The organism is Paracoccus sp. R86501 (assembly GCF_042466435.1).
In the GTDB taxonomy this organism is placed as follows: Bacteria; Pseudomonadota; Alphaproteobacteria; order Rhodobacterales; family Rhodobacteraceae; genus Paracoccus.
This window is the reverse complement of the sequence record NZ_JAXHPZ010000001.1, coordinates 59,316-80,389: the sequence shown is the minus strand read 5'-3', so window position 1 is coordinate 80,389 and position 21,074 is coordinate 59,316. Positions and strand designations below refer to the sequence as shown.

Genomic DNA, 21,074 nt, shown 5'->3' with positions numbered 1-21,074 from the left:
ACGGGGCGGAGGGTTGCAACAAGCTCTCCTCAGCCATCATCACGCGCCGCACAGCATTGCATCGCCTTGGCGACATGCGGCCCAAGCGTGACGACCATCCCCCGGTCGCGGGCGGCAGCGATCTCTCGCGATAAAAGTGCAGCTTCGGCCGATGGTGCGTGATGGCCCTTTTCGACGATGCGACATACCGATTGCGCGTCAGAACCAACGCAATCGTCGTACCCGGCCTGATAGGCGGTTGAAAAGAACGTGAAACCAACGATGCCCAGCTGCGCGACCGGAGCATTCAGGAAGAAACAAGCTGCCAGCAGACCGGTTGTCGGGCTGGCACCGCCCAATCGTCCGGCAAGATCGCAATGCACCTGCCAATCGATATGGCGGACGCGCAGCAGCGCTTTAAAACGGGCGTTCAGCATCAGCGTCTGCAGGAAGCCGCTTTTGGTGGGCGTGCGATGCACCAGCAACTGCACCCCGGCCCGCTGCAGCTTGGCCTCGGTGATCGGGCGGGCATCGCGGGTGGCAGAATGGAACAGCACATCGCAGCGCATCCCATCGCCCTGCGGCAAGGGCACCGGCGTATCCAGACCGTTGTTCATCTTGACCAGCAGGTCATAGTCCGAGACGTCGATCGCCTGCAGATCCTCGGCCAGCGTCCGTGCAGGCCCCAGGATCAGCACGCGCTTGGCTTGGAATTCCTCGGGCGACAGCGACAGCTGCGAACCATGCCGCCGATGCAGCGCCTTGATCACCGGCAACCGCAGGAACACGGGAATGCGGCGCAGCAGCCGAAGCATGGGCAGATCAGGCATCGGCTACTTGGCCTCTTTAGCGGCATTCGCAAGGCTGCAAGGATCGCAGCAGGGGGGCAGGTCGTCAATTGCCACGATCATGCCCCAGATCGCCCTGCCCAGCAAAAAGGGGCGCCCCACAGGGCGCCCCTTTTCCAGTTCCACGTGCCCGAAGATCAGGCGTTCGCTTCTTCAGCGTTCTCGTCGATCTCGGCGCCGGTTTCCTGGTCGACCATCTTCATGCCAAGGCGGACCTTGCCACGATCGTCGAAGCCCAGCAGCTTGACCTTGACCTCTTGACCCTCTTTCAGGATCTCGTTCGGGTGACCCAGACGACGGTTCGCGATCTGGCTGACGTGCACCAGACCATCGCGCTTGCCGAAGAAGTTCACGAAGGCACCGAAGTCGACCAGCTTGACGACCTTGCCGGTATAGATCTTGCCTTCTTCCGGCTCGGCCACGATCGAATAGATCATGTCATAGGCCTTCTTGATCAACTCACCATTGGCCGAGGCGATCTTGATGATGCCTTCGTCATTGATGTCGACCTTGGCGCCCGAGACTTCCACGATCTCGCGGATGACCTTGCCGCCCGAACCGATCACTTCACGGATCTTGTCGGTCGGGATCTGCATCGTTTCGATGCGCGGGGCGTGGGCGCTGAATTCCTGGCGACCTTCGGTCAGGGCGTTGCCCATTTCCGACAGGATGTGCATGCGGCCATCCTTGGCCTGTGCCAGCGCCTGTTCCATGATTTCAGGCGTGATGCCTGCAACCTTGATGTCCATCTGCAGCGACGTGATGCCGTTTTCGGTACCCGCAACCTTGAAGTCCATGTCGCCCAGGTGGTCTTCGTCACCCAGGATGTCGGTCAGAACGGCAAAGCGGCCGTCGTCTTCCAGGATCAGACCCATGGCGACGCCTGCGACCGGTGCCTTCAGCGGAACGCCCGCATCCATCATGGACAGCGAACCACCGCAAACGGACGCCATCGAGGACGAACCGTTCGATTCGGTGATCTCGGAGACGACACGGATGGTATAGGGGAAGTCCGTCGCAGCCGGCAGAACCGCCTGCAGGGCGCGCCATGCCAGCTTGCCGTGACCGATTTCGCGACGACCGGGCGAACCCACGCGACCGACTTCACCGACCGAATAGGGGGGGAAGTTGTAGTGCAGCAGGAAGTTCGAACGATAGTTGCCGTGCAGCGCATCGATGATCTGTTCGTCGTCGCCGGTGCCCAAGGTGGTCACGACCAGACCCTGCGTTTCACCGCGGGTGAACAGCGCCGAACCATGCGTGCGCGGCAGGATGCCGACTTCGCTGACGATCGGACGGACGGTCTTGGTGTCGCGGCCGTCGATACGCGCGCCACCGCTGATAATGTCACCGCGCAGAATGCCCGATTCCAGCTTCTTCAGCGCCGAACCCAGGTTCGCATCTGCCAGCTCTTCTTCCGACAGGGCTGCCTTGACCTGGGCCTTGGCGGCCGCGATCGCGTCCTGGCGTTCCGACTTGTCGCGGATCGCATAGGCGGCGCGCATGGCGGTCTCACCGATGGATTTCACGCGGGCGTAAAGCGCGCTGTAGTCGGGCGACTGGAAGTCGAACGGCTCTTTCGCGGCGTCTTCGGCCAGATCGATGATCAGGTCGATGACCGGCTGGATGGCGTCATGACCGAATTTCACGGCGCCCAGCATTTCGGCTTCCGACAGCTCGTAGGCTTCGGATTCGACCATCATCACGGCGTCCTGGGTGCCTGCAACGACCAGATCCAGACGCTGTTCGGGGTTGTTGCGCAGCTGGTCCATGTCCTGAACTTCGGGGTTCAGCACATATTCGCCATTGGCGAAGCCGACGCGTGCGGCAGCGATCGGACCCATGAACGGCACGCCCGAGATCGTCAGCGCGGCCGATGCGGCGATCATCGCGACCATGTCGGGATCGTTGACCAGATCGTGGCTCAGCACGGTGCACATGACCAGCACTTCATGCTTGAAGCCGGGTGCGAACAGCGGGCGGATCGGACGGTCGATCAGACGCGCGGTCAGCGTCTCTTTTTCGGTCGGACGCGCTTCGCGCTTGAAGAAACCGCCCGGCACTTTACCGGCGGCATAGTATTTTTCCTGATAATGAACCGTCAGCGGGAAGAAATCCTGCCCGGGCTTGGGTTCTTTCGCGAAGGTGACGTTGGCCATGACGCTGGTCTCGCCCAGGGTGGCGATGACGCTGCCGTCGGCCTGACGGGCAACCTTGCCCGTTTCCAGCGTCAGGGTTTCCTGACCCCACTGGATCGATTTCTTCACTTCATCAAACATCTGATTTCCTCTGGGAGTGTTCCGGCCCTCCGGTCACCCCGTGTCATATGGCGGCCCCATTGCCGCCGCCCCTATCCTTTGCATGTGCCCCGGGGCCAGGACCTCACGTCGCAGATGGACGGCAGATACAGGAAAACACGCTGTTTGGGAAGTGGGTGGCAGGGGGCGCCACAATGAAGAACGCCCGCGGCTTTCGCTGCGGGCGTTCCCATCCGGATGACCGGAAATGATTAGCGGCGGATGCCCAGTTTACCGATCAGATCGGTGTAACGTGCAACTTCCTTGCCCTTCAGATAGTCCAGCAGCTTGCGGCGCTGAGCGACCATCATCAACAGACCACGACGCGAGTGGTTGTCTTTCTTGTGCGACTTGAAGTGTTCGGTCAGGGTGGTGATACGCGAGGTCAGGATCGCGACCTGAACTTCCGGCGAACCGGTGTCGCCTTCCTTGGTACCGAATTCCTTGATCAGGCGGGCTTTTTCTTCGACGGTGATCGACATCGGGATCTCCTTCCGGATTAGGGGTGATGGCACAGGCCGGGATGTCGTCCAGCACAGGCCCATAAAGTCGTCAGCCGGGCACGAAGGCCCAGCGGATGCGCGCATATAGGACAACGCGGCGAAAAAGGAAAGCCCCGGCTTGCGTTGCGCGGAAATATCAGCCCAGCGGCGTCACGATCCGCACATCGGCCACCGTCAGCCCGCCATCCTGCAACAACCGCCCGACGGGATGGCCGTTGACCGACAGCAGCCAGGTCCCGTCCTGATCACGGTCCAGCGTGACTTGGGCGTCGCGGGCAACATCGGCGTCCAGATGCAGGTCGATCTGGTCGCGCGAGGCGTCGAAATCGGCAATCGTCGGGAAACCCTCGGGCGTGTCGCGCAGCACGAAGCTGTCGCTGCCGCCGTTCCCCGAAGCAAAATCATGCGCGCCGGGCATCAGCGTGTCATCCCCTTCGCCGCCGTTCATCCAGACGGTTTCAGGGCCATCATGGCCGATCAGCACATCGTTGCCCTCGCCGCCGTCCAGATCGTCGCTGCCCTCGGTCGAGACCAGCACATCGTCGCCTTCGTGCCCCGCAAGGATGTCATCGCCTGCGCCGCCGAACAGCGTGTCCTGCCCTTCGCCGCCGAACAGCGTGTCATCACCCGAATCACTAAAGATCAGGTCGTTGCCGCCCTGCCCCGCCAGCATGTCGTCGCCTTCGCCGCCATGGATGGTGTCGTCGCCACCCTTGCCATAGGCGGCATCGCCCTGCACCCAGTCGTCGCCCTCGCCGGCATAGATCAGGTCGTCGCCCAACCCGCCGCGCAGGTCGTCGTCGCCGCCATTGCCGCTGATCACGTCGCCCTGTTCGCTGCCCATCAGCAGATCGGCCTGATCCTCGCCCTGCAGTTCGACGGACTCGGCAGGCGCATCAGGGTCGGCAGGCGCATCAGGGTCGGCAGGCGCATCGGGTTCCGGGGCGGCGTCAGGCTCTGCTTCGGGCAGGATGGGGGGCAGTTCGCCGTCGTCTTCGGGGGTGGCATCGGGGTCGTCGTCTTCATCCGCGCCCGAGGACGTCAGCGCGCCAAGGTCGATCACCAGCCCCGCCATCATCAGACTGAGAATACCACCGATGAACAGCATTGCCACGGACCCCACAAACGACCGGCGACATGCCGATACCCCCGCATGATACGCAGTCGCGGCCCTTCGCAGAACCGGATAATTAATAAAATCTTAACTCAGGTCCCCGGCAGGCGCCCAAGGCACCGGCCCCTGCCGATAGGCGACGTAAAGCGGATGTCGCGGCATCCCCGCCTTGGTCAGCCCCAAATGAAACAGCGGCACCCCCGTCGCGCGCAGCAGCAATTCGACCTGCGCCCCGCGCCCCAGATGCGCGCCATGGATGCCCCATCCGCACAGGATGCCCTGCGACCACCCTGCCGCCTGCCGCAGAACGTCGTCGTTCTGCGGACCGACGGCCTCGGGGGCCTTGCGCAGATCGCGCGGATCGGTGGCGCAGAAGGCGAACAGATTTACCACCCGGAAGGCGCCGAACCCCAAGGCGCGCGCCCGCCTTTCGCACCGCTCGACCGTGGGATCGTTGCGAAAGGCATCGGCGGTCGAGGGGTTCAGCATAACGATGCCCAAGCCTGGCCCGTCATCCCAGCGCCGCGTCAGCGCATAGCGATAGCTGCGGCAGGGCGACCAGAGGGCCTCGGATCGGGTGGCGCCGTCCTGATGGGTGTCGCGAATCATCCGCCATCCTTTCCGGACATGAAAAAACCCGCCTTTGAAGGGCGGGTCCGTTCAATTCGTTTTCAGCGATCTGCCGGTGTTCCGACAAGACCGGCGCAAATCAGCCCTGACGGGCCTTGAAGCGACGGTTGGTCTTGTTGATCACGTAGACGCGGCCTTTGCGGCGCACGATTTGGCAGTCACGGTGCCGGCTCTTGAGCGAGCGGAGCGAGTTGCGAACCTTCATCGGTCTTCTCCATCATCGCGGCGCATCGCAGCCGCCAGGAAAACAAATGCCCCCGACGCTTGCCAGGGGCGGCGAAAAATCTATGGTGGGCGGTACTGGGATCGAACCAGTGGCCACTACGATGTCAACGTAGTGCTCTACCGCTGAGCTAACCGCCCACGCTGCCTTGAAGAACCGTTCCTGCTTCCTTCCGGATGCCGTCTCAGCGCCTCTTGGTCCGCAGGTCTATAACGGGGGTGTTTGGGGTATTCAAGGCCTATCGGCAGCAAGTTTTTCAGGTTTATATAGTTTATTGCGACTGATGCCGAGGTCTGCCCCGTGTCACAGCCTGAACCACCCTTCGTCCTGACCCGCCCCGATTCGTGGCTGAGCGGCGTGATCTTCGCGTCCCCGCATTCGGGATGCGACTATCCGGACTGGTTTTTGAAGGACACGCGACTGCCCGTCGGAACGCTGCGGTCTTCGGAAGATGCCTTTGTAGACAGGCTGATAGCGCCCGCCACGCGCTTTGGGGCGGTGACGCTGGCGTCGCGGGTGCCGCGCTGCATCGTCGATCTGAACCGCGGCGCGGATGAGATCGACCCGGTGATCGTGCGCGGCGTTCCGCGCCATCCGCTGAACCAGCGTACCCTTGCGGGGCTGGGGGTGATTCCCCGCGTCGTGTCGCAGGGCCGGGTGATTCACGACGCCCCCATGGAGCGTGCCGAGGCCGAGCGGCGAATTGATCAGTGCTGGCGCCCCTATCATCAGGCGCTTGGCGCGCTGATATCCGAGGCGCGGGCAAGGTTCGGGCAGGCGATCCTGGTTGACATGCATTCCATGCCCCATGATTCGTTGTCCCATCTGCAGGGTCTGCGCCCCGACATGGTGCTGGGCAACCGCCACGGCCTGTCGGCATCGGCCCGCGTGTCGGACGCCGTCTGCCGCGCCATCGAGGATGGCGGCTGGCGCATCCGGCGCAATTCCCCGTTTTCGGGCGCCTACATCTGTTCGGCCTATGGTCGGCCCGCGCAGAACATCCATGTCGTCCAGCTGGAGATCGACCGGTCGCTCTATATGGACGAAAAATCCATCACGCCGCGCCCCGATTTCGACCTTTTCGCGGGCCGGATCGAACAGGTCATCGCGCGCCTTGCCAGCCTGACCACCGACCTCAGCGGCGGGCGCATCGCGGCGGAATGACCGCGAGCGATTTCCATGGGGCCAAACTGCTGCTGACCTGCGGCGACCGGATGCTGACCTATCTGCGCGATGACGATGCGGGTATCCCCTTCCCTGCCCATTGGGACCTGCCCGGAGGTGGCCGTGAAGGGCACGAAACCCCGATCGCCTGCGCCCTGCGAGAGCTGGAGGAAGAATTCGCCCTGCGCCTGCCGCCAGATGCGCTGACCGGCCATGATTTCGCGTCATTTCAGGACCCGACCATGCGATCCTGGCTGTTCACCGGCACGATCACCGACGCCCAGATCGCCGCGATCCGATTCGGGGATGAGGGTCAGGAATTGCGCATGATGACCGTGGCCGAATACCTGACCCATCCGCGCCGCATTCCGCATTTTTGCGACTGGATCCTAAGGGCGGGCCATGCCCCGCACCAGCGGCCCTAGGGCATCACCCTTGACAGCCCAGCTGGTGGCAAATGCGAATGTTGCCGCGGTTTCCAGCACGAAGACCGGTCGCAACCACTCCAGCCGCTGATCCAGCCCGGTTACGAACAGCAGTCCGATCAATCCGATGCTGCCCAGAATCACCCAACCGCAGATCCGGTATATGCGGTTCGAGGCACGCTTTTCCGCGCTGTCGGTGTTTCCCCTGACGAACAGCACCAGACAAAAGACCGCCAGCGCCAGAAAGAACACCCCCGCCGCCAGCAGATGCAGCCACCCCGCAACCGAGGGCCCAAGGATGCATTGCAGCAGGGTGCAGGGCTGTTCCGGTCCGCTGCTCGGGGCCAAGGCGATCAGGGCGGCGGCCACGGCGGCGACGCGTGCGGTTAGCCAATCGGTGACGATTTCCCCGGCATGGGGGCGGAAACCCTCATAGCTCCACAGGAACACGGCCTGCGCGATCAGGGTGCCGACGAAGACCTCGCGCATGGGGGAATAGTAATAGGCCGATATGCTGGTCCCCAGCCCCTGCCCCTGCCCCGATACGATGGCAAAGACCATCAGCGCGACGGGCAGGAAATATCCCAAGGCCCCGATGGCGCGGCGCACGGCCAGAAAGGACAGGACCAGATCGTTATGGGCCTTCTGCCCGCTGCCATCATCCATGAACGTCCCCCTTGCCCGCCCGATGGTGGCAAGGGGGACGCAGTGCGTCAATGCGCGCGGATTTCCGTCAGGATCGCCTGCGCGGCGGCACGCGGGTCGGTGGCCTGCCAGACGGGGCGGCCCACGACGATGTGGTCGGCCCCGGCGGCAATGGCGCTGGCGGGGGTCTCGACCCGTTTCTGATCGCCCAGGGCCGCACCACTGGGGCGCACGCCGGGGGTGATGATCAGCCGGGCATCGGGAAGGGCGCGGATGTCCTGCGCCTCGCGCGGGGAACAGATGATGCCGTCGGCGCCGGCCTCGAAGGCGCGGGCGGCGCGTTCGACGGTGATGTCATGCAGATCGCCGGCCTGCATCATCCCCGCATCCAGATCGGGCCGTTCAAGCGAGGTCAGGATGGTGACGCCCAGGATCTTCAGATTGCTGCCAGCGGCACCTTCCTTGGCGGCGCGGATCACATGCGGATCGCCATGCACGGTCAGGAAATCGATGTCGTATTGGGCCAGACCGCGAACCGCGGCCTCGACTGTGGCACCGATATCGAACAGCTTCATGTCCAGGAAGATGCGTTTGCCGTGTTCCTGCTTCAGCTCGTTCGCCAGCGCCAGACCACCGCCGGTCAGCATTCCCAGCCCGATCTTGTAGAAGCCCACCGCATCGCCAAGCTTTTCCGACAGCGCCAATCCCGTCAGCGCGTCCGGCACATCCAGTGCCACGATCAACCTGTCATCCATCGCCATCCCCTTTTTCCGCAAAATCGCGGCGTTATGACATGAACGCGGCGTTCTTGAAAGCGTCCGGAAATATCCCATTTCTTATTGTGAAGACCCGGACAGGGGCGTGCCGAAAGCGGGCGCCCGGAACTCGGGGGCTAACCAAGAATGGAGATTGCCCGATGAACATGGAAAAGTTCACGGAACGGTCGCGTGGGTTCCTGCAATCCGCCCAGACCATCGCGATGCGCGAAAGCCAGCAGCGCGTCATGCCCGAACATCTGCTGAAGGCACTGATGGATGACGATCAGGGGCTGGCCTCTAACTTGATCACCCGATCGGGGGGCGACGCGCAGGCCGTGCGCGTGGCCGTCGATCAGGCCGTCGCGAAACAGCCCAAGGTGACGGGCGGCAGCGGCCAGGTCTATGTCGATCCGTCCATGGTGCGGGTCCTGGACGAGGCCGAGCAGCTGGCCAAGAAAGCCGGCGACAGCTTTGTCCCCGCCGAGCGCGTGTTGATGGCATTGGCCATGGTCAACACTCAGGCCCGCGATGCGCTGACCACCGGTGGCGTCAATGCGCAGGCGTTGAACGCGGCCATAAACGACATCCGCAAGGGGCGTACCGCCGACACCGCATCCGCCGAGGACAGCTATGAGGCTTTGGAAAAATACGCCCGTGACCTGACTCAGGCCGCGCGCGACGGCAAGATCGATCCGATCATCGGTCGGGACGAAGAAATCCGCCGCACCATGCAGGTCCTGTCGCGCCGCACCAAGAACAACCCGGTGCTGATCGGCGAACCCGGCGTGGGCAAGACCGCCATCGCCGAAGGACTGGCGCTGCGCATCATCGATGGCGATGTGCCCGAAAGCTTGCGTGACAAGCGCCTGATGTCGCTGGACATGGGCGCACTGATCGCAGGTGCCAAATACCGCGGCGATTTCGAGGAACGGCTGAAGTCGATCCTGAAGGAAATCGAATCCTCGAATGGTGAGATCGTGCTGTTCATCGACGAATTGCACACACTGGTCGGCGCGGGAAAATCCGAAGGTGCGATGGATGCTGCCAACCTGATCAAACCGGCGCTGGCGCGGGGCGAACTGCACTGCGTGGGTGCCACGACGCTGGACGAATACCGCAAGTATATCGAAAAGGACGCGGCCCTTGCCCGTCGCTTCCAGCCGGTTCTGGTCGCGGAACCCACGGTCGAGGACACGATCAGCATCCTGCGCGGCATCAAGGAAAAATACGAATTGCACCACGGGGTCCGCATCAGCGACGCCGCGCTGGTGGCGGCTGCGCAGCTGTCGCACCGCTATATCACCGACCGCTTCCTGCCCGACAAGGCGATCGATCTGGTGGATGAAGCATCGTCCCGCCTGCGGATGGAGGTCGACAGCAAGCCTGAGGAACTGGATCAGCTGGATCGCCAGATCCTGCAGATGCAGATCGAGGCCGAGGCGCTGAAGAAGGAAGACGACGCCGCATCCCGCGACCGGCTGGAGCGTCTGGAAAAGGACCTGTCCGACATCCAGGAGCGCAGCGCCGAAATGACCGCCCGCTGGCAGGCCGAACGCGACCGGCTGGAAGGGTCGCGCAACCTTGGCGAAAAGCTGGACCGCGCCCGGGCCGAGCTGGATCAGGCCAAACGCGAGGGCAACCTGGCCCGCGCGGGCGAACTGTCCTATGGCATCATCCCCGGTCTGGAAAAGCAGCTGGCCGATGTCGAGGCGACCGACGGTCTGATGGTCGAAGAAGCTGTCCGCCCCGAACAGATCGCAGAGGTCGTGGAACGCTGGACCGGCATCCCCACCGCCAAGATGCTGGAGGGCGAGCGTGACAAGCTGCTGAAGATGGAAGAACAGATCGGCAAGCGCGTCATCGGCCAGTCCGAGGCCGTGACCGCCGTCAGCAATGCCGTGCGTCGTGCGCGTGCAGGGCTGAACGATGAAAACCGCCCGCTTGGGTCGTTCCTGTTCCTCGGCCCCACCGGCGTCGGCAAGACCGAGCTGACCAAGGCGCTGGCCGAATACATGTTCGACGACGACAGCGCGATGGTCCGCATCGACATGTCCGAGTTCATGGAGAAACACTCGGTCGCACGACTGATCGGGGCGCCTCCGGGCTATGTCGGGTACGACGAAGGCGGTGTCCTGACCGAGGCCGTGCGGCGGCGTCCCTATCAGGTGATCCTGTTCGATGAGGTCGAAAAGGCGCATCCCGACGTCTTCAACGTGCTGTTGCAGGTATTGGACGACGGTGTGCTGACCGACGGTCAGGGCCGGACGGTGGACTTCAAGCAGACGCTGATCATCCTGACCTCGAACCTCGGATCGCAGGCGCTGTCGCATCTGCCCGAGGATCAGGACGCCACCGAGGCCCGCCATCACGTCATGGATGCCGTGCGCAGCCATTTCCGCCCCGAGTTCCTGAACCGTCTGGACGAGATCATCATCTTCCGCCGCCTGTCGCGGTCGAACATGGACGGGATCGTCCTGGTTCAACTGGCCCGGCTGGAAAGGCGGCTGGCGGCTCGCAAGATCACGCTGGATCTGAACGATGCGGCCCGCACATGGCTGGCAGATCAGGGGTATGATCCGGTCTTTGGCGCGCGTCCTTTGAAGCGTGTGATCCAGCGCGCCCTTCAGGATCCTTTGGCGGAACTGCTGCTGTCGGGGGATGTGCTGGACGGTGCGACCGTCAAGGTCGGCGCCGGCCCCGAGGGCCTGATGGTGGCCGACCGCATCGGCAAGGCGGGCGCACGGATCGGCGCGGTGGGCGAAGGCCCCCGCCCCGACGCGCCCATCCACTGAAACGACAAGGCCCCTGCGAAAGCGGGGGCCTTTTGCTTATTCGGGCAGTTTTGCCAGAAACGCCTTGACCAGCGCGGCCGAATTTTCCGAGGCCAGCGACATGAAGACGCCCATCTCGTTTTCACCCTCTCCTCCGCCCGCCAGATCGGACAGCGACCGGAAGGCGATGAACGGCACCTGATTCGCCCATGCAACCTGTGCGACGGCGGCGGATTCCATGTCGACGACCTGCGCCTCGAACGTATCGGACATCCATTCGCGCAAGGGGGCGTTGTCCATGAAGGACGATCCCGACAGGCCATTGCCGCCGACACGGATCTGCGGCGCCTGATCCAGACATTCATTCGCATCATTGCAGGCGGCAAGGTCGGTTTCATCCGCCACCTGCTGCGCGACCTTCAGCAGATTGACATCGGCGGGAAACCAGAAGCGGGTTTCGGGCTCGCCACGATCCGAGGCGACCGTCGTTTCGCGGGTAAAGAACATCTGGTGGTTCGGGAAGGGCGACGACAAAAAGCCCGGCAGGACGTATTCATCACCTTCCTTGCGGGCCATGGCGGTTTCCAGCCAGTTGCCCCAGTTTTCCGACACGACCACATCACCGATGTTCAGCGCGGGATCGACGCCCCCCGCGATGCCCGAAAACACGATGCTGTCGATGTCGAAATGATCCAGCGCCAGCTGCGTGGTCATGGCCGCATTGACCATCGAGACCCCCGACAGGAACAGCACGACATCCTGCCCCGACAACTGGCCGGTGATGAATTTGGTGCCATTGACGGTTTGTGTTTCGGCGTTTTCCAGATCGGCCTGCAGGCTGATCCATTCCGGCTCGAACGCCGACATGACGGCGATGCGCGGCGTTTCGGCAGCCAGCGGCAGGGAGCTGGCCAGAAGGGCGACGGCGGCGGTGCGAAGGGGAATCATGATGTGACCTTTCACGATATGCAGGTTCTGCCGTGTTGCTAGCCAGTTGCCCCGATGATGACCACCGCTAAGCCCTTGTCGCCGCGTCAGACCTTGTCGGCTGCCCAAGCAAAGGGCATCGTCCCCAAAACCTTGAGGGAGGACCCAATGCTGCCACCGATCCTGCAAAACCTGCGCATTCCCGTCGTTGCGTCGCCCATGTTCATCGTCTCGGGACCTGATCTGGTCATCGCGCAGTGCAAGGCGGGCATCGTCGGCAGCTTTCCCGCCCTGAACGCCCGCGAAAAAGAGGGTGAGCCGTCGATGCTGGACGCATGGCTGACCCGCATCACCGAAGAACTGGACCGCCACAACCAGGCCAATCCCGACAATCCCGCCGCACCCTATGCGGTCAACCAGATCGTCCACCGCAGCAATGCCCGGCTGGAACGCGATATCGAGACCTGCCACCGCCATAAGGTGCCGATCTGGATCACCTCGCTTGGGGCGCGGGTCGAGGTCAATCAGGCCGCCCATGACTGCGGCGGCATCGCGCTGCATGACATCATCAACAATTTCTTCGCCAAGAAGGCGATCGAAAAAGGCGCGGATGGTCTGATCGCGGTCGCCGCAGGGGCTGGTGGCCATGCAGGCCCGCAATCGCCCTTCGCGCTAACTCAAGAAATCCGCGAATGGTTCGACGGCCCGCTGCTGCTGTCAGGGTCCATCGCCACGGGGCGCGCGGTGCTGGCGGCGCAGGTGATGGGGGCCGATCTGGCCTATATCGGCAGCCCCTTCATCGCGACGACCGAAGCGAACGCGCAGGAAGACTACAAGCGGATGATCGTGGAAAGCGGGGCGATGGATATCGTCACCTCGTCGCTGTTCACGGGGGTTTCGGGGAATTATCTGGCGCCCTCGATCCGGAATGCGGGGCTGGATCCGAACAATCTGGCGGCGGCGGATGCGTCATCCATGAACTTCTCGGACGGATCATCCAAGCCCAAGGCCTGGTCCACGATCTGGGGCGCGGGTCAGGGCATCGGGGCCGTGCGCGCCGTGGAACCGGCTGCCACGCGCATCGACCGGCTTGCGACCGAATACCACGCCGCGAAAGAAGCAGTTTCGCGCCTGTGACCTTTGCGGAATGGCGGTGCGGTCCCCATATAGGGGGCCGAACGCCACCCCATCCGTGGAGGACAATTTGGCCTATCAGAAAAGCCAGGATGCGATCGACCGGCTGACGCCGGAGCAATATCGCGTCACGCAGGAAAACGGCACCGAACGGGCCTTTACCGGCGAATACGACCATCATTTCGAACCGGGCATCTATGTCGATATCGTCTCGGGCGAGCCGCTGTTTGCCAGCGGCACGAAATACAACTCGGGCTGCGGTTGGCCTGCCTTTACCAAGCCGATCCAGCAGAATGTGACCGAACACCGCGATGTCAGCTTTGGCATGGTGCGGACCGAGGTTCGGTCCACCCATGGAGACAGCCATCTGGGCCATGTCTTCCCCGACGGCCCCCCCGAGGCGGGCGGCCTGCGCTATTGCATCAATTCGGCATCGCTGCGGTTCGTCCCGAAGGACCAGATGGAAGCCGAAGGCTATGGCGAATATCTGGATCAGGCCGAGGAGGCATAAGATGACCGAACGTGCAGTTCTTGCGGGTGGATGTTTCTGGGGGATGCAGGACCTAATCCGGCGTCTGCCCGGCGTGCATTCGACCCGCGTCGGTTACAGCGGCGGCGATGTGCCGAACGCGACCTATCGCAACCACGGCACCCATGCCGAGGCCATAGAGATCACCTTCGATCCCGAGATGATCAGCTATCGCCGGCTGCTGGAGTTCTTTTTCCAGATCCATGATCCCACGACGGCGAACCGGCAGGGTAATGATATCGGCGTCAGCTATCGCTCGGCGATCTATTATGTCGATGCCGATCAGAAGGCGGTGGCAATGGATACGATCGCCGATGTCGAGGCATCGGGCATCTGGCCCGGCAAGGTCGTGACCGAGGTCGAACCGGTCGGCGATTTCTGGGAAGCCGAGCCCGAGCATCAGGATTACCTTGAGCGGTTCCCGAACGGCTATACCTGCCACTTCCCGCGCCCCGACTGGGTCCTGCCCAAACGCGACGCCGCAGAATGACCAAGCCGTAAGAAAGGCGCCCGGAACGATGCTCCGGGCGCCTTTTGCGTCCCGCGACGGCCGGGGGCGCGTCGCCCCCCGGACCCCCCGAGGGTATTTGCGGCAACCAAGAAGCCTTCAGTGCGACGTGTCTTCCAGCGGTGGGCGGACGCGGAAGACCGCACAGTAGAGCGCCGGAACGAAGACCAGCGTCACCAGCGTCCCCGCAATGATCCCGCCCATCATGGCGAAGGCCATCGGACCCCAGAACACCTGCCGCGAGATCGGGATCAGCGCCAGCGATGCCGCCGCCGCCGTCAGCAGGATCGGGCGGGCGCGGCTGTCGGATGCCTCGAAGACGGCATCCCACCGGGTCTTGCCCTTGTGCAGCAGTTCTTGGATTTCATGCACCAGAATGATCGAGTTACGGATCAGGATGCCAATCAGCGCCAGGATCCCCAGGATGGCCACGAAGCCCATCGGTACGCGGAAGGGCACCAGCACCGCCACCACGCCGATCAGCCCCAAGGGCGCCGCCGCAAAGACGATCAGCGACAGGCGGAAGCTTTGCATCTGCGCCATCACCAGCACTGCCATGATCAGCAGCATCACCGGCACGACCGCCGCGATGGGTGCCTGGCTGTCGGCCGAGCTTTCGACCGTGCCGCCGATGACCACCTTGACGCCGGGGGGCAGCGTCGCTTGGTATTCGGCCACCTGATCGGTCAGCGCGGTCACCAAGGTGGCGGGCTGATCCTTGGTGGCGATGCCCGCCTTGACGGTCACCGTCGGCAGACCGTCGCGCTGCAGGATCAGCGGCTGCTCGGTCCCGTATTCCAGTGTGACAAGGGCCGCCAGCGGGATGGTGCGGCCATCGGCCAGGTTCATCTGCAGATTCCGGATGGAATCCAGCGACTGGCGGTCGTCGGCCTGACCGCGTGCGATCACGTTGACAAGGAAGATGTCGTCGCGCAGCTGCGTGACCTGAACTCCGTTGAAGATCGCCGAGAGCGCATCCGAGATGTCGCCATTGGTGACACCCAGCTGTCGGGCCTGATCCTGATCGACGTTCAGGCGGACCATGCGCGCCGGTTCATTCCAGTCCAGCGCGATGTCCTGCAGGCGCGGTTCGTTCGACAGCACCGTGGCAAGTCCACGTGCGGCATCACGGGCGGCGTCGGGGTCGGGGGCGCTGACGCGGTATTGCACCGGCTTGCCGACCGGCGGGCCGATTTCCAAGTTCTTGACATAAATGTTGACGCCCGCGAAATCGCTTTTGGCCAGTGCCACCAGGCGGGCCTTGACGCGGTCGCGTGCCTCCAGATCGGGGGTCTGGATGACGATCTGGCCCATATGCGGGCCCGCCGTCGGCACATCCATCGACAGCACGAAGCGCGGTGCCCCCTGCCCGACATAGGACGTCCAGAACAGCACGTCCTCATCCCCGGCCAGCGATCGTTCCAGCCGGTCCATGTCATCCCGGGTGCGGGCGATCGAGGCGTTCTGACGTTCGCTGACGTCGACCACCACCTCGGTCCGGTCCGAAGTCGGGAAGAACTGCTGTTCGACGAACTGCATTCCCCAGACCGAGGTGAAGAACATCGCCAGCGTCACACCGATGGTGATCCACTTGAAGCGCATCGCCTTGCGCAGGAAACCGTGGAAACCACGGCGCAGTCGGCCCGGTCCCTTATGGGCATGCGCCATCTTGGACGACAGGAACGTCACGCCCAGCAGGGGCGCGAACAGCACCGCCACGATCCATGAAATGGTCAGCGACACCGCGATCACCACGAACAGCGAGAAGGTGAATTCCCCCGCCGCCGAATTGTTCAAGCCGATCGGAATGAAGCCCGCCACCGTCACCAGCGTGCCGGTCAGCATCGGGAAGGCGATGGACGTCCAGGCATAGCTGGCCGCGTCGTTCAGCGATTCGCCGATTTCCAACCGCGAGATCATCGTCTCGATCGCGATCATCGCATCATCGACCAGCAGGCCAAGCGCGATGATCAGCGCCCCAAGCGAGATCCGCTGCAGGGTGATCCCATAGAGGTCCAACAGCACGAAGGATATCGCAAGGCACAGCGGGATGGTCAGCGTCACCACCAGCCCGGCGCGCATGCCGAGGCTGATGAAGCTGACGACCAGCACGATGCCCACGGCCTCGGCCAGGGCCTGAACGAAGTGGCCCACGGCCTCTTCGACGACATGGGGCTGGTCGGCGAATTTCGACATCTTGATACCGATGGGCAGATCGGCGGCGATCTGGTCCATCAGGGCGTCCAGCTCTTCGCCGAATTCAAGGATGTTGCCGCCCTTCTTCATGCCGATCTGCAGACCGATGGCCTGTTCCCCCTGAAAGCGGAACAGCGAATCCGGTGGGTCGGCATAGCCGCGCGTGATGGTCGCCACATCGGCCAGATTGAAGAAACGTTCGCCGACGCGCAGGTTGACAGCTTCGATGGCGCTGGCATCGTCGAACTGACCACCCACGCGGACCAGCACCCGTTCGGGGCCGGACTGGATGACACCCGAGGGCGCGATGGCATTCTGCTGGGCCAGCGTGTTAAGCACCTGCTGCTGGTTCAGCCCCAGTGCCGCAAGACGTGCCGCCGAGAATTCCAGAAAGACTTCCTCATCCTGCTCGCCCAGCAGCTCGGTCTTGCCTGCCAGTTCCAGCGAAGCGACCTGCTTGCGGATATCTTCCACCCGATCGCGCAATTCGCGCGGTGTGAACCCGTCGGACGTGAAGGCATAGATGTTGCCGAAGACGTCGCCGAAATTGTCGTTGAACTGGAAGCCCGCGAATTCCTGCGGGAATTCCCCGCGGATATCAGACATCATCTGGCGGACGCGCTTCCAGACCTCGGGGACTCCGGCAGCGCGGGTCGTGGGGTCCAGTTCGACATAGACGACCGCCTGCCCCGGCATCGTGACCGAACGGGTGAAGTCCAGCTCGTCCAGTTCCTCCAGCTTGGTCTCGATGCGGGTGGTGACCTGTTTCAACGTCTCGTCGGTGGTGGCGCCGGGAAGGGCCGCGCCGATGATCATCGTCTTGATGGTGAAATCGGGGTCTTCTTCGCGGCCAAGGGATTGATAGCTGATGAAGCCCGCGAACATCGACAGCAGCAGCAGGAACCAGACGAAGCTGCGGTGATGCAGGGCCCAGTCAGACAGATTGAAACGCTTCACGGGTTCAGCCTCCGGCCCACGGCCTGGTCTTGGGTCAGGGATTTCACGCCACGGATGACGATCTCGTCGCCCGCGGTCAGCCCCGATGTGATCGAGACGCGCCCTTGGAACGGCGTCGCGGCCTTGACCGCCACCTGTTCCACACGGGCCTGATCGCCATCACGGCGCACACGCCAGACAAAGCTTTCGTCATCGACGGTGATCACCGCCTCGGTCGGCAGGGACAGCGACGGGTCGTCCACGCTGCCGAAACGCGCGCGCACCAGCGACCCAAGGCGGAAGGTGGCATCGGGCGGCAGACGCAGATGCAGGCGGCGGGTGCGGGTCGCGCTGTCGGCCACCGGATCGATGCGGTCCAGCGTCGCGGGCACTTGGGTTTCGGGTTCGTTGCGGTGCCAGACAGTGAAGACGGCGTCGCTTTCCAGCCCGACCAGCGCCGATTCGGGCAGGTCGATCACAACCTCCTTTTCGTCCTCGGCCGACAGCTGCAGCACCTGCTGACCGGCGCTGACGACGGCGCCGGGTTCTTCATAGACGGCGCTGATGACCCCGGCGAAGGGCGCCGACATCAGGGCGAAACCTTCCGAATCCTGCGCCTGTACCAGTTCCGAACGCGCCTGTTCGGCTGCGGCCGCGGCCGCCGTTGCGGCCTGCTGGGCCTGTTCCAGCTGGGCGTCCGAGGCGACGTTGCGTTTGGCCAGCGCCGTGGTGCGGTCCAAGGTCGCTTCGGCGGTGCGCTGCTGAACCTCGGCGGCGTCCAGCGCGGCGCTGGCGGCACGGGTATTGGCGGCCAGATCGTCGGTGTCCAGGGCGGCCAGCTTCTGGTCCTTGGTGACGATCGTGCCCAATTCCACCGGACGTTCGATCATCCGGCCAAGCGTCTGGAAGCCAAGCGTCACCTGATCGCGCGATGCGATGATCCCGGGGATCCAGCGGGCATCATCGCCGCGGTCCTGCACGATGATGCTGACGACGGGCCGGGGCGGCCCTTCGGGTTCGGTCTCGGCATGGGCGCCACCGCCCAGCCACGATGGCAGGCCAAGCGCGGATGCAGGGCCGGACAGCAAGACCGCGATGCAGATGAATGCAAGGATGGCGTGGATGGCTTTCATTCGCGGTCCCCTTCCGGCGCGATCTGGGCGCCCATGACCTGACGGCCCGGATATAGCAGCTGCGATCCGGCACCGACGACACGCGCGCCATCCTGCAACCCGTCCGAGATGAAGACCGACTGATCGCCGAAATGGCTGACGGTGACCGGCGTCAGGGTGACGCGGTCGTCATCGCCGATGGTCCAGACGGCGGGCTGATCGCCGCTGCGCATCAGCGCGGTCCAAGGCACCTCGGTGCCGTGATCCAGCGCGACGTCCAGATATCCGCGCACCGATGCCCCCAAAAGCGAGGTTCCGGTCTGCGCCGACTGCAGGCGCGCGCGCACGGTGACGGTGCCGGTTTCGGGGTCTACCAGCGGGGAAACCTCGGTGACCTCGCCGGTCATGGTCGGACGCGCGATGTCCAGTGTTTCCAACCGGATCGAGGTGCCGATAATGTCGCGCAGGATCGGGTCGTCGGCGACCTGGAAGACCGCTTCCAGACCGGTCAGCGCCGCCAGATTGAAGACCGGCTGCGCGGCGGCGACGACCTGTCCGGGGGCTACGGATTTCATCGTCACCACGGCATTCTGCGGGGCGCGCAACACGGCATCCTCGACCGCCCGACGGGCCTGATCCACGGCCGAAATCGCGCGTTCCAGCACGCCTTCAGCCTGCGACAGGGCCTGTTCGGCCTGATCGGCGGCGGCCTTGGTTCCCACGCCACGCGACAGCAACGCTGCGGCACGTTCGCTGGCCTGCCGGGCCTGATCCTGACCGGCACGGGCCGACAGCAGCCCGGCCTCGGCGACGTTCAGCGCCTGATCCTGCTGGACCGAGGCCAACCGCGCCAGCGCCTGACCCGAGGTGACGCGATCGCCCTCCTCGACCAGGACCTCGGTGACGCGACCACCCTGGCGGAAGCCAAGCTGCAGCGCGTCGATGGCCTTGATTTCACCCGACAACTGCATGTCGGTGTTCAGCTTGGCGGTCTGCACGGTCTCGATCTGCACGCGGATGGCCTGATCGGGGTCATCCTGCGCCAGGACCGGGAAGGCCGTCAGCCAAGCCAGAAGGGCAGTTCCAAAGATCTGTTTCGACATGAGCGACCGATATGTTGCAATACCAGACGTTTCCTGCCTTTCGACGTCTTTGGGAACCCCCTTTCCTTCAGGTCACCGCGGCTTTTCGGTGAAATTCCGCACGGTCCCATGTGCCGTCGCGCAGGATTGCCGCCAGAATGTCCACCGCGCGGGCCACGTCGTCCAGATCGTTGTAGAGGGGCGCGAAGCCGAAACGCAGCACGTCGGGCGCGCGGAAGTCGCCGATGACCCCTTGCGCGATCAGCGCCTGCATCACCGCATAGGCCTGCGGATGGCGGAAACCAACCTGCGATCCGCGCTGATCGGGGTCGCGGGGGGAATGCAGGGTGACATCGGGGCAGTTCGCCTCAACGCCCGCGATGAAGGCTTGGCTCAGCTCGATGGACCGCGCCCGCAGATCGGCCATCTGCACGCCGTCCCAGACATCCAGCGCCGCCTCCAGCGCGGTCATGGCGATGACGGGGGGCGTGCCGACGCGCATCCGGTCGATGCCACCCGCAGGACGGTAATCCAGATCAAAGGCAAAGGGTGCGGCATGGCCCATCCAGCCCTGCAGGATCGGCTGCGCGGCCTTCGCATGGTCGGGGTGGATCCAGATGAAGGCCGGTGCGCCCGGTCCGCCGTTCAGGTATTTATAGGTGCAGCCGACCGCGAAATCGGCCCCCGCGCCCAGCAGATCGACATCGACGGCCCCTGCTGAATGCGCCAGATCCCAGACGGTCAGCGCCCCTGCGGCATGCGCCTTGGCGGTCAGCGCCTTCATGTCGTGGCGACGGCCGGTGCGGTAATCGACCTCGGTGATCATCAGGACGGCGACGTCCTGGGTGATCGCGGCTTCCACATCCTGCGGATCGACGACGCGCAATTCGGCATCGACGGCCCGCGCCAAACCTTGCGCGACATAGAGGTCCGAGGGGAAGTTGCCGCTGTCGGACAGGATCACCCGCCGGTCGGGACGCAGGGCACGGGCGGCGCTGACGGCCTGAAAGACCTTGATCGACAGCGTGTCGCCCATGACCACCTGCCCCGACCCTGCGCCGATCAGCCGGGCGATGCGGTCGCCCACCTTGCGCGGCTGGTCGAACCAACCCGCCTTGTTCCAACCGGTGATCAACATTTCCGACCATTCATCGGTCATCATCGCCGAGACCTTGGCGGCAGCCGCCTTCGGCATCGGCCCCAGCGAATTGCCGTCCAGATAGGTCACGCCCTGCGGCAGGTGGAATGCGGCGCGGGTCTTGGTGAAATCGGTCATGCTCGGGCTCCCTCTTG

The 21,074-nt window shown here is 63.9% G+C and carries 19 protein-coding genes and 1 tRNA gene; 6 read left to right on the top strand and 14 right to left on the bottom strand.

The window, feature by feature from the left end; genetic code table 11:
* Window positions 1–29 precede the first annotated feature (29 nt).
* From SJY40_RS00440 to SJY40_RS00410, 7 genes are all read right to left on the bottom strand, one after another.
* A complete protein-coding gene (locus SJY40_RS00440; RefSeq protein WP_378941455.1) occupies window positions 30–809 on the bottom strand; it encodes a hypothetical protein in 780 nt (259 codons plus the stop codon).
* Between the two features lie 155 nt (window positions 810–964).
* Window positions 965–3,106 carry a polyribonucleotide nucleotidyltransferase gene (gene pnp / locus SJY40_RS00435; protein WP_378941453.1) on the bottom strand — a complete coding sequence of 714 codons (2,142 nt, stop codon included), beginning with the start codon at window positions 3,104–3,106 and terminating at the stop codon, window positions 965–967.
* Between the two features lie 230 nt (window positions 3,107–3,336).
* Window positions 3,337–3,606 carry a 30S ribosomal protein S15 gene (rpsO, locus tag SJY40_RS00430; RefSeq protein ID WP_378941450.1) on the bottom strand — a complete coding sequence of 90 codons (270 nt, stop codon included), beginning with the start codon at window positions 3,604–3,606 and terminating at the stop codon, window positions 3,337–3,339.
* Between the two features lie 157 nt (window positions 3,607–3,763).
* Complete coding sequence (locus tag SJY40_RS00425) at window positions 3,764–4,735, bottom strand: calcium-binding protein (RefSeq protein WP_378948212.1); 972 nt, start codon at window positions 4,733–4,735, stop codon at window positions 3,764–3,766.
* A 93-nt stretch (window positions 4,736–4,828) separates the two neighbouring features.
* The gene (locus tag SJY40_RS00420; protein WP_378941448.1) at window positions 4,829–5,350 is read right to left on the bottom strand and encodes a DUF1643 domain-containing protein; all 522 of its coding nucleotides are present in this window, start codon (window positions 5,348–5,350) and stop codon (window positions 4,829–4,831) included.
* 100 nt (window positions 5,351–5,450) lie between these two features.
* The gene (gene ykgO, locus SJY40_RS00415; protein WP_072295706.1) at window positions 5,451–5,576 is read right to left on the bottom strand and encodes a type B 50S ribosomal protein L36; all 126 of its coding nucleotides are present in this window, start codon (window positions 5,574–5,576) and stop codon (window positions 5,451–5,453) included.
* 83 nt (window positions 5,577–5,659) lie between these two features.
* Window positions 5,660–5,734, bottom strand: a tRNA-Val gene (locus SJY40_RS00410).
* A gap of 160 nt (window positions 5,735–5,894) precedes the next feature.
* Here SJY40_RS00410 and SJY40_RS00405 point away from each other — a divergent pair.
* Both SJY40_RS00405 and SJY40_RS00400 read left to right on the top strand, forming a co-directional pair.
* Window positions 5,895–6,758 carry an N-formylglutamate amidohydrolase gene (locus SJY40_RS00405; protein WP_378941445.1) on the top strand — a complete coding sequence of 288 codons (864 nt, stop codon included), beginning with the start codon at window positions 5,895–5,897 and terminating at the stop codon, window positions 6,756–6,758.
* A complete protein-coding gene (locus SJY40_RS00400) occupies window positions 6,755–7,183 on the top strand; it encodes an NUDIX hydrolase (protein WP_378941443.1) in 429 nt (142 codons plus the stop codon). The genes SJY40_RS00405 and SJY40_RS00400 overlap by 4 nt, the downstream gene beginning before the upstream one ends.
* Here SJY40_RS00400 and SJY40_RS00395 read toward each other — a convergent pair.
* Window positions 7,148–7,849, bottom strand: coding sequence for a DUF998 domain-containing protein (locus SJY40_RS00395; RefSeq protein WP_378941441.1), 702 nt, complete (start codon window positions 7,847–7,849; stop codon window positions 7,148–7,150). The genes SJY40_RS00400 and SJY40_RS00395 overlap by 36 nt on opposite strands.
* Window positions 7,850–7,896: 47 nt before the next feature.
* Entirely contained in the window at window positions 7,897–8,583 is a 687-nt protein-coding gene (gene pyrF, locus SJY40_RS00390; protein WP_378941438.1) for an orotidine-5'-phosphate decarboxylase, read from the bottom strand.
* A 161-nt stretch (window positions 8,584–8,744) separates the two neighbouring features.
* Between pyrF and clpB the strand changes: the two genes are divergently transcribed.
* On the top strand, window positions 8,745–11,378 hold the full coding sequence (gene clpB, locus SJY40_RS00385; protein ID WP_378941435.1) for an ATP-dependent chaperone ClpB: 2,634 nt from the start codon (window positions 8,745–8,747) through the stop codon (window positions 11,376–11,378).
* Window positions 11,379–11,414: 36 nt separating this feature from the next.
* Here the strand turns inward: clpB and mtnN are convergent, their stop codons facing one another.
* Entirely contained in the window at window positions 11,415–12,305 is an 891-nt protein-coding gene (gene mtnN / locus SJY40_RS00380; RefSeq protein ID WP_378941432.1) for a 5'-methylthioadenosine/S-adenosylhomocysteine nucleosidase, read from the bottom strand.
* 147 nt (window positions 12,306–12,452) lie between these two features.
* Between mtnN and SJY40_RS00375 the strand changes: the two genes are divergently transcribed.
* The 3 genes from SJY40_RS00375 (at window position 12,453) to msrA (ending at window position 14,437) form a co-directional block, all read left to right on the top strand.
* Window positions 12,453–13,421 (top strand): NAD(P)H-dependent flavin oxidoreductase, encoded by a 969-nt coding sequence (locus SJY40_RS00375; RefSeq protein ID WP_378941430.1) that lies wholly within the window; start codon window positions 12,453–12,455, stop codon window positions 13,419–13,421.
* 67 nt (window positions 13,422–13,488) lie between these two features.
* A complete protein-coding gene (msrB, locus tag SJY40_RS00370; RefSeq protein ID WP_378948209.1) occupies window positions 13,489–13,929 on the top strand; it encodes a peptide-methionine (R)-S-oxide reductase MsrB in 441 nt (146 codons plus the stop codon).
* Between the two features lies 1 nt (window position 13,930).
* Window positions 13,931–14,437, top strand: a complete 507-nt coding sequence (gene msrA, locus SJY40_RS00365; protein WP_378941427.1) for a peptide-methionine (S)-S-oxide reductase MsrA — start codon at window positions 13,931–13,933, stop codon at window positions 14,435–14,437.
* A 117-nt stretch (window positions 14,438–14,554) separates the two neighbouring features.
* Here the strand turns inward: msrA and SJY40_RS00360 are convergent, their stop codons facing one another.
* The 4 genes from SJY40_RS00360 to kynU form a co-directional block, all read right to left on the bottom strand.
* A complete protein-coding gene (locus SJY40_RS00360; protein WP_378941425.1) occupies window positions 14,555–17,608 on the bottom strand; it encodes an efflux RND transporter permease subunit in 3,054 nt (1,017 codons plus the stop codon).
* A complete protein-coding gene (locus SJY40_RS00355; protein WP_378941423.1) occupies window positions 17,605–18,720 on the bottom strand; it encodes an efflux RND transporter periplasmic adaptor subunit in 1,116 nt (371 codons plus the stop codon). Before SJY40_RS00355 ends, SJY40_RS00360 begins: the two co-directional genes overlap by 4 nt.
* Window positions 18,717–19,802: an efflux RND transporter periplasmic adaptor subunit gene (locus SJY40_RS00350; protein ID WP_378941420.1), complete on the bottom strand. Its 1,086-nt coding sequence runs from the start codon at window positions 19,800–19,802 to the stop codon at window positions 18,717–18,719. The genes SJY40_RS00355 and SJY40_RS00350 overlap by 4 nt, the downstream gene beginning before the upstream one ends.
* 67 nt (window positions 19,803–19,869) lie before the next feature.
* A complete protein-coding gene (gene kynU / locus SJY40_RS00345) occupies window positions 19,870–21,057 on the bottom strand; it encodes a kynureninase (protein WP_378941418.1) in 1,188 nt (395 codons plus the stop codon).
* Window positions 21,058–21,074 lie beyond the last annotated feature (17 nt).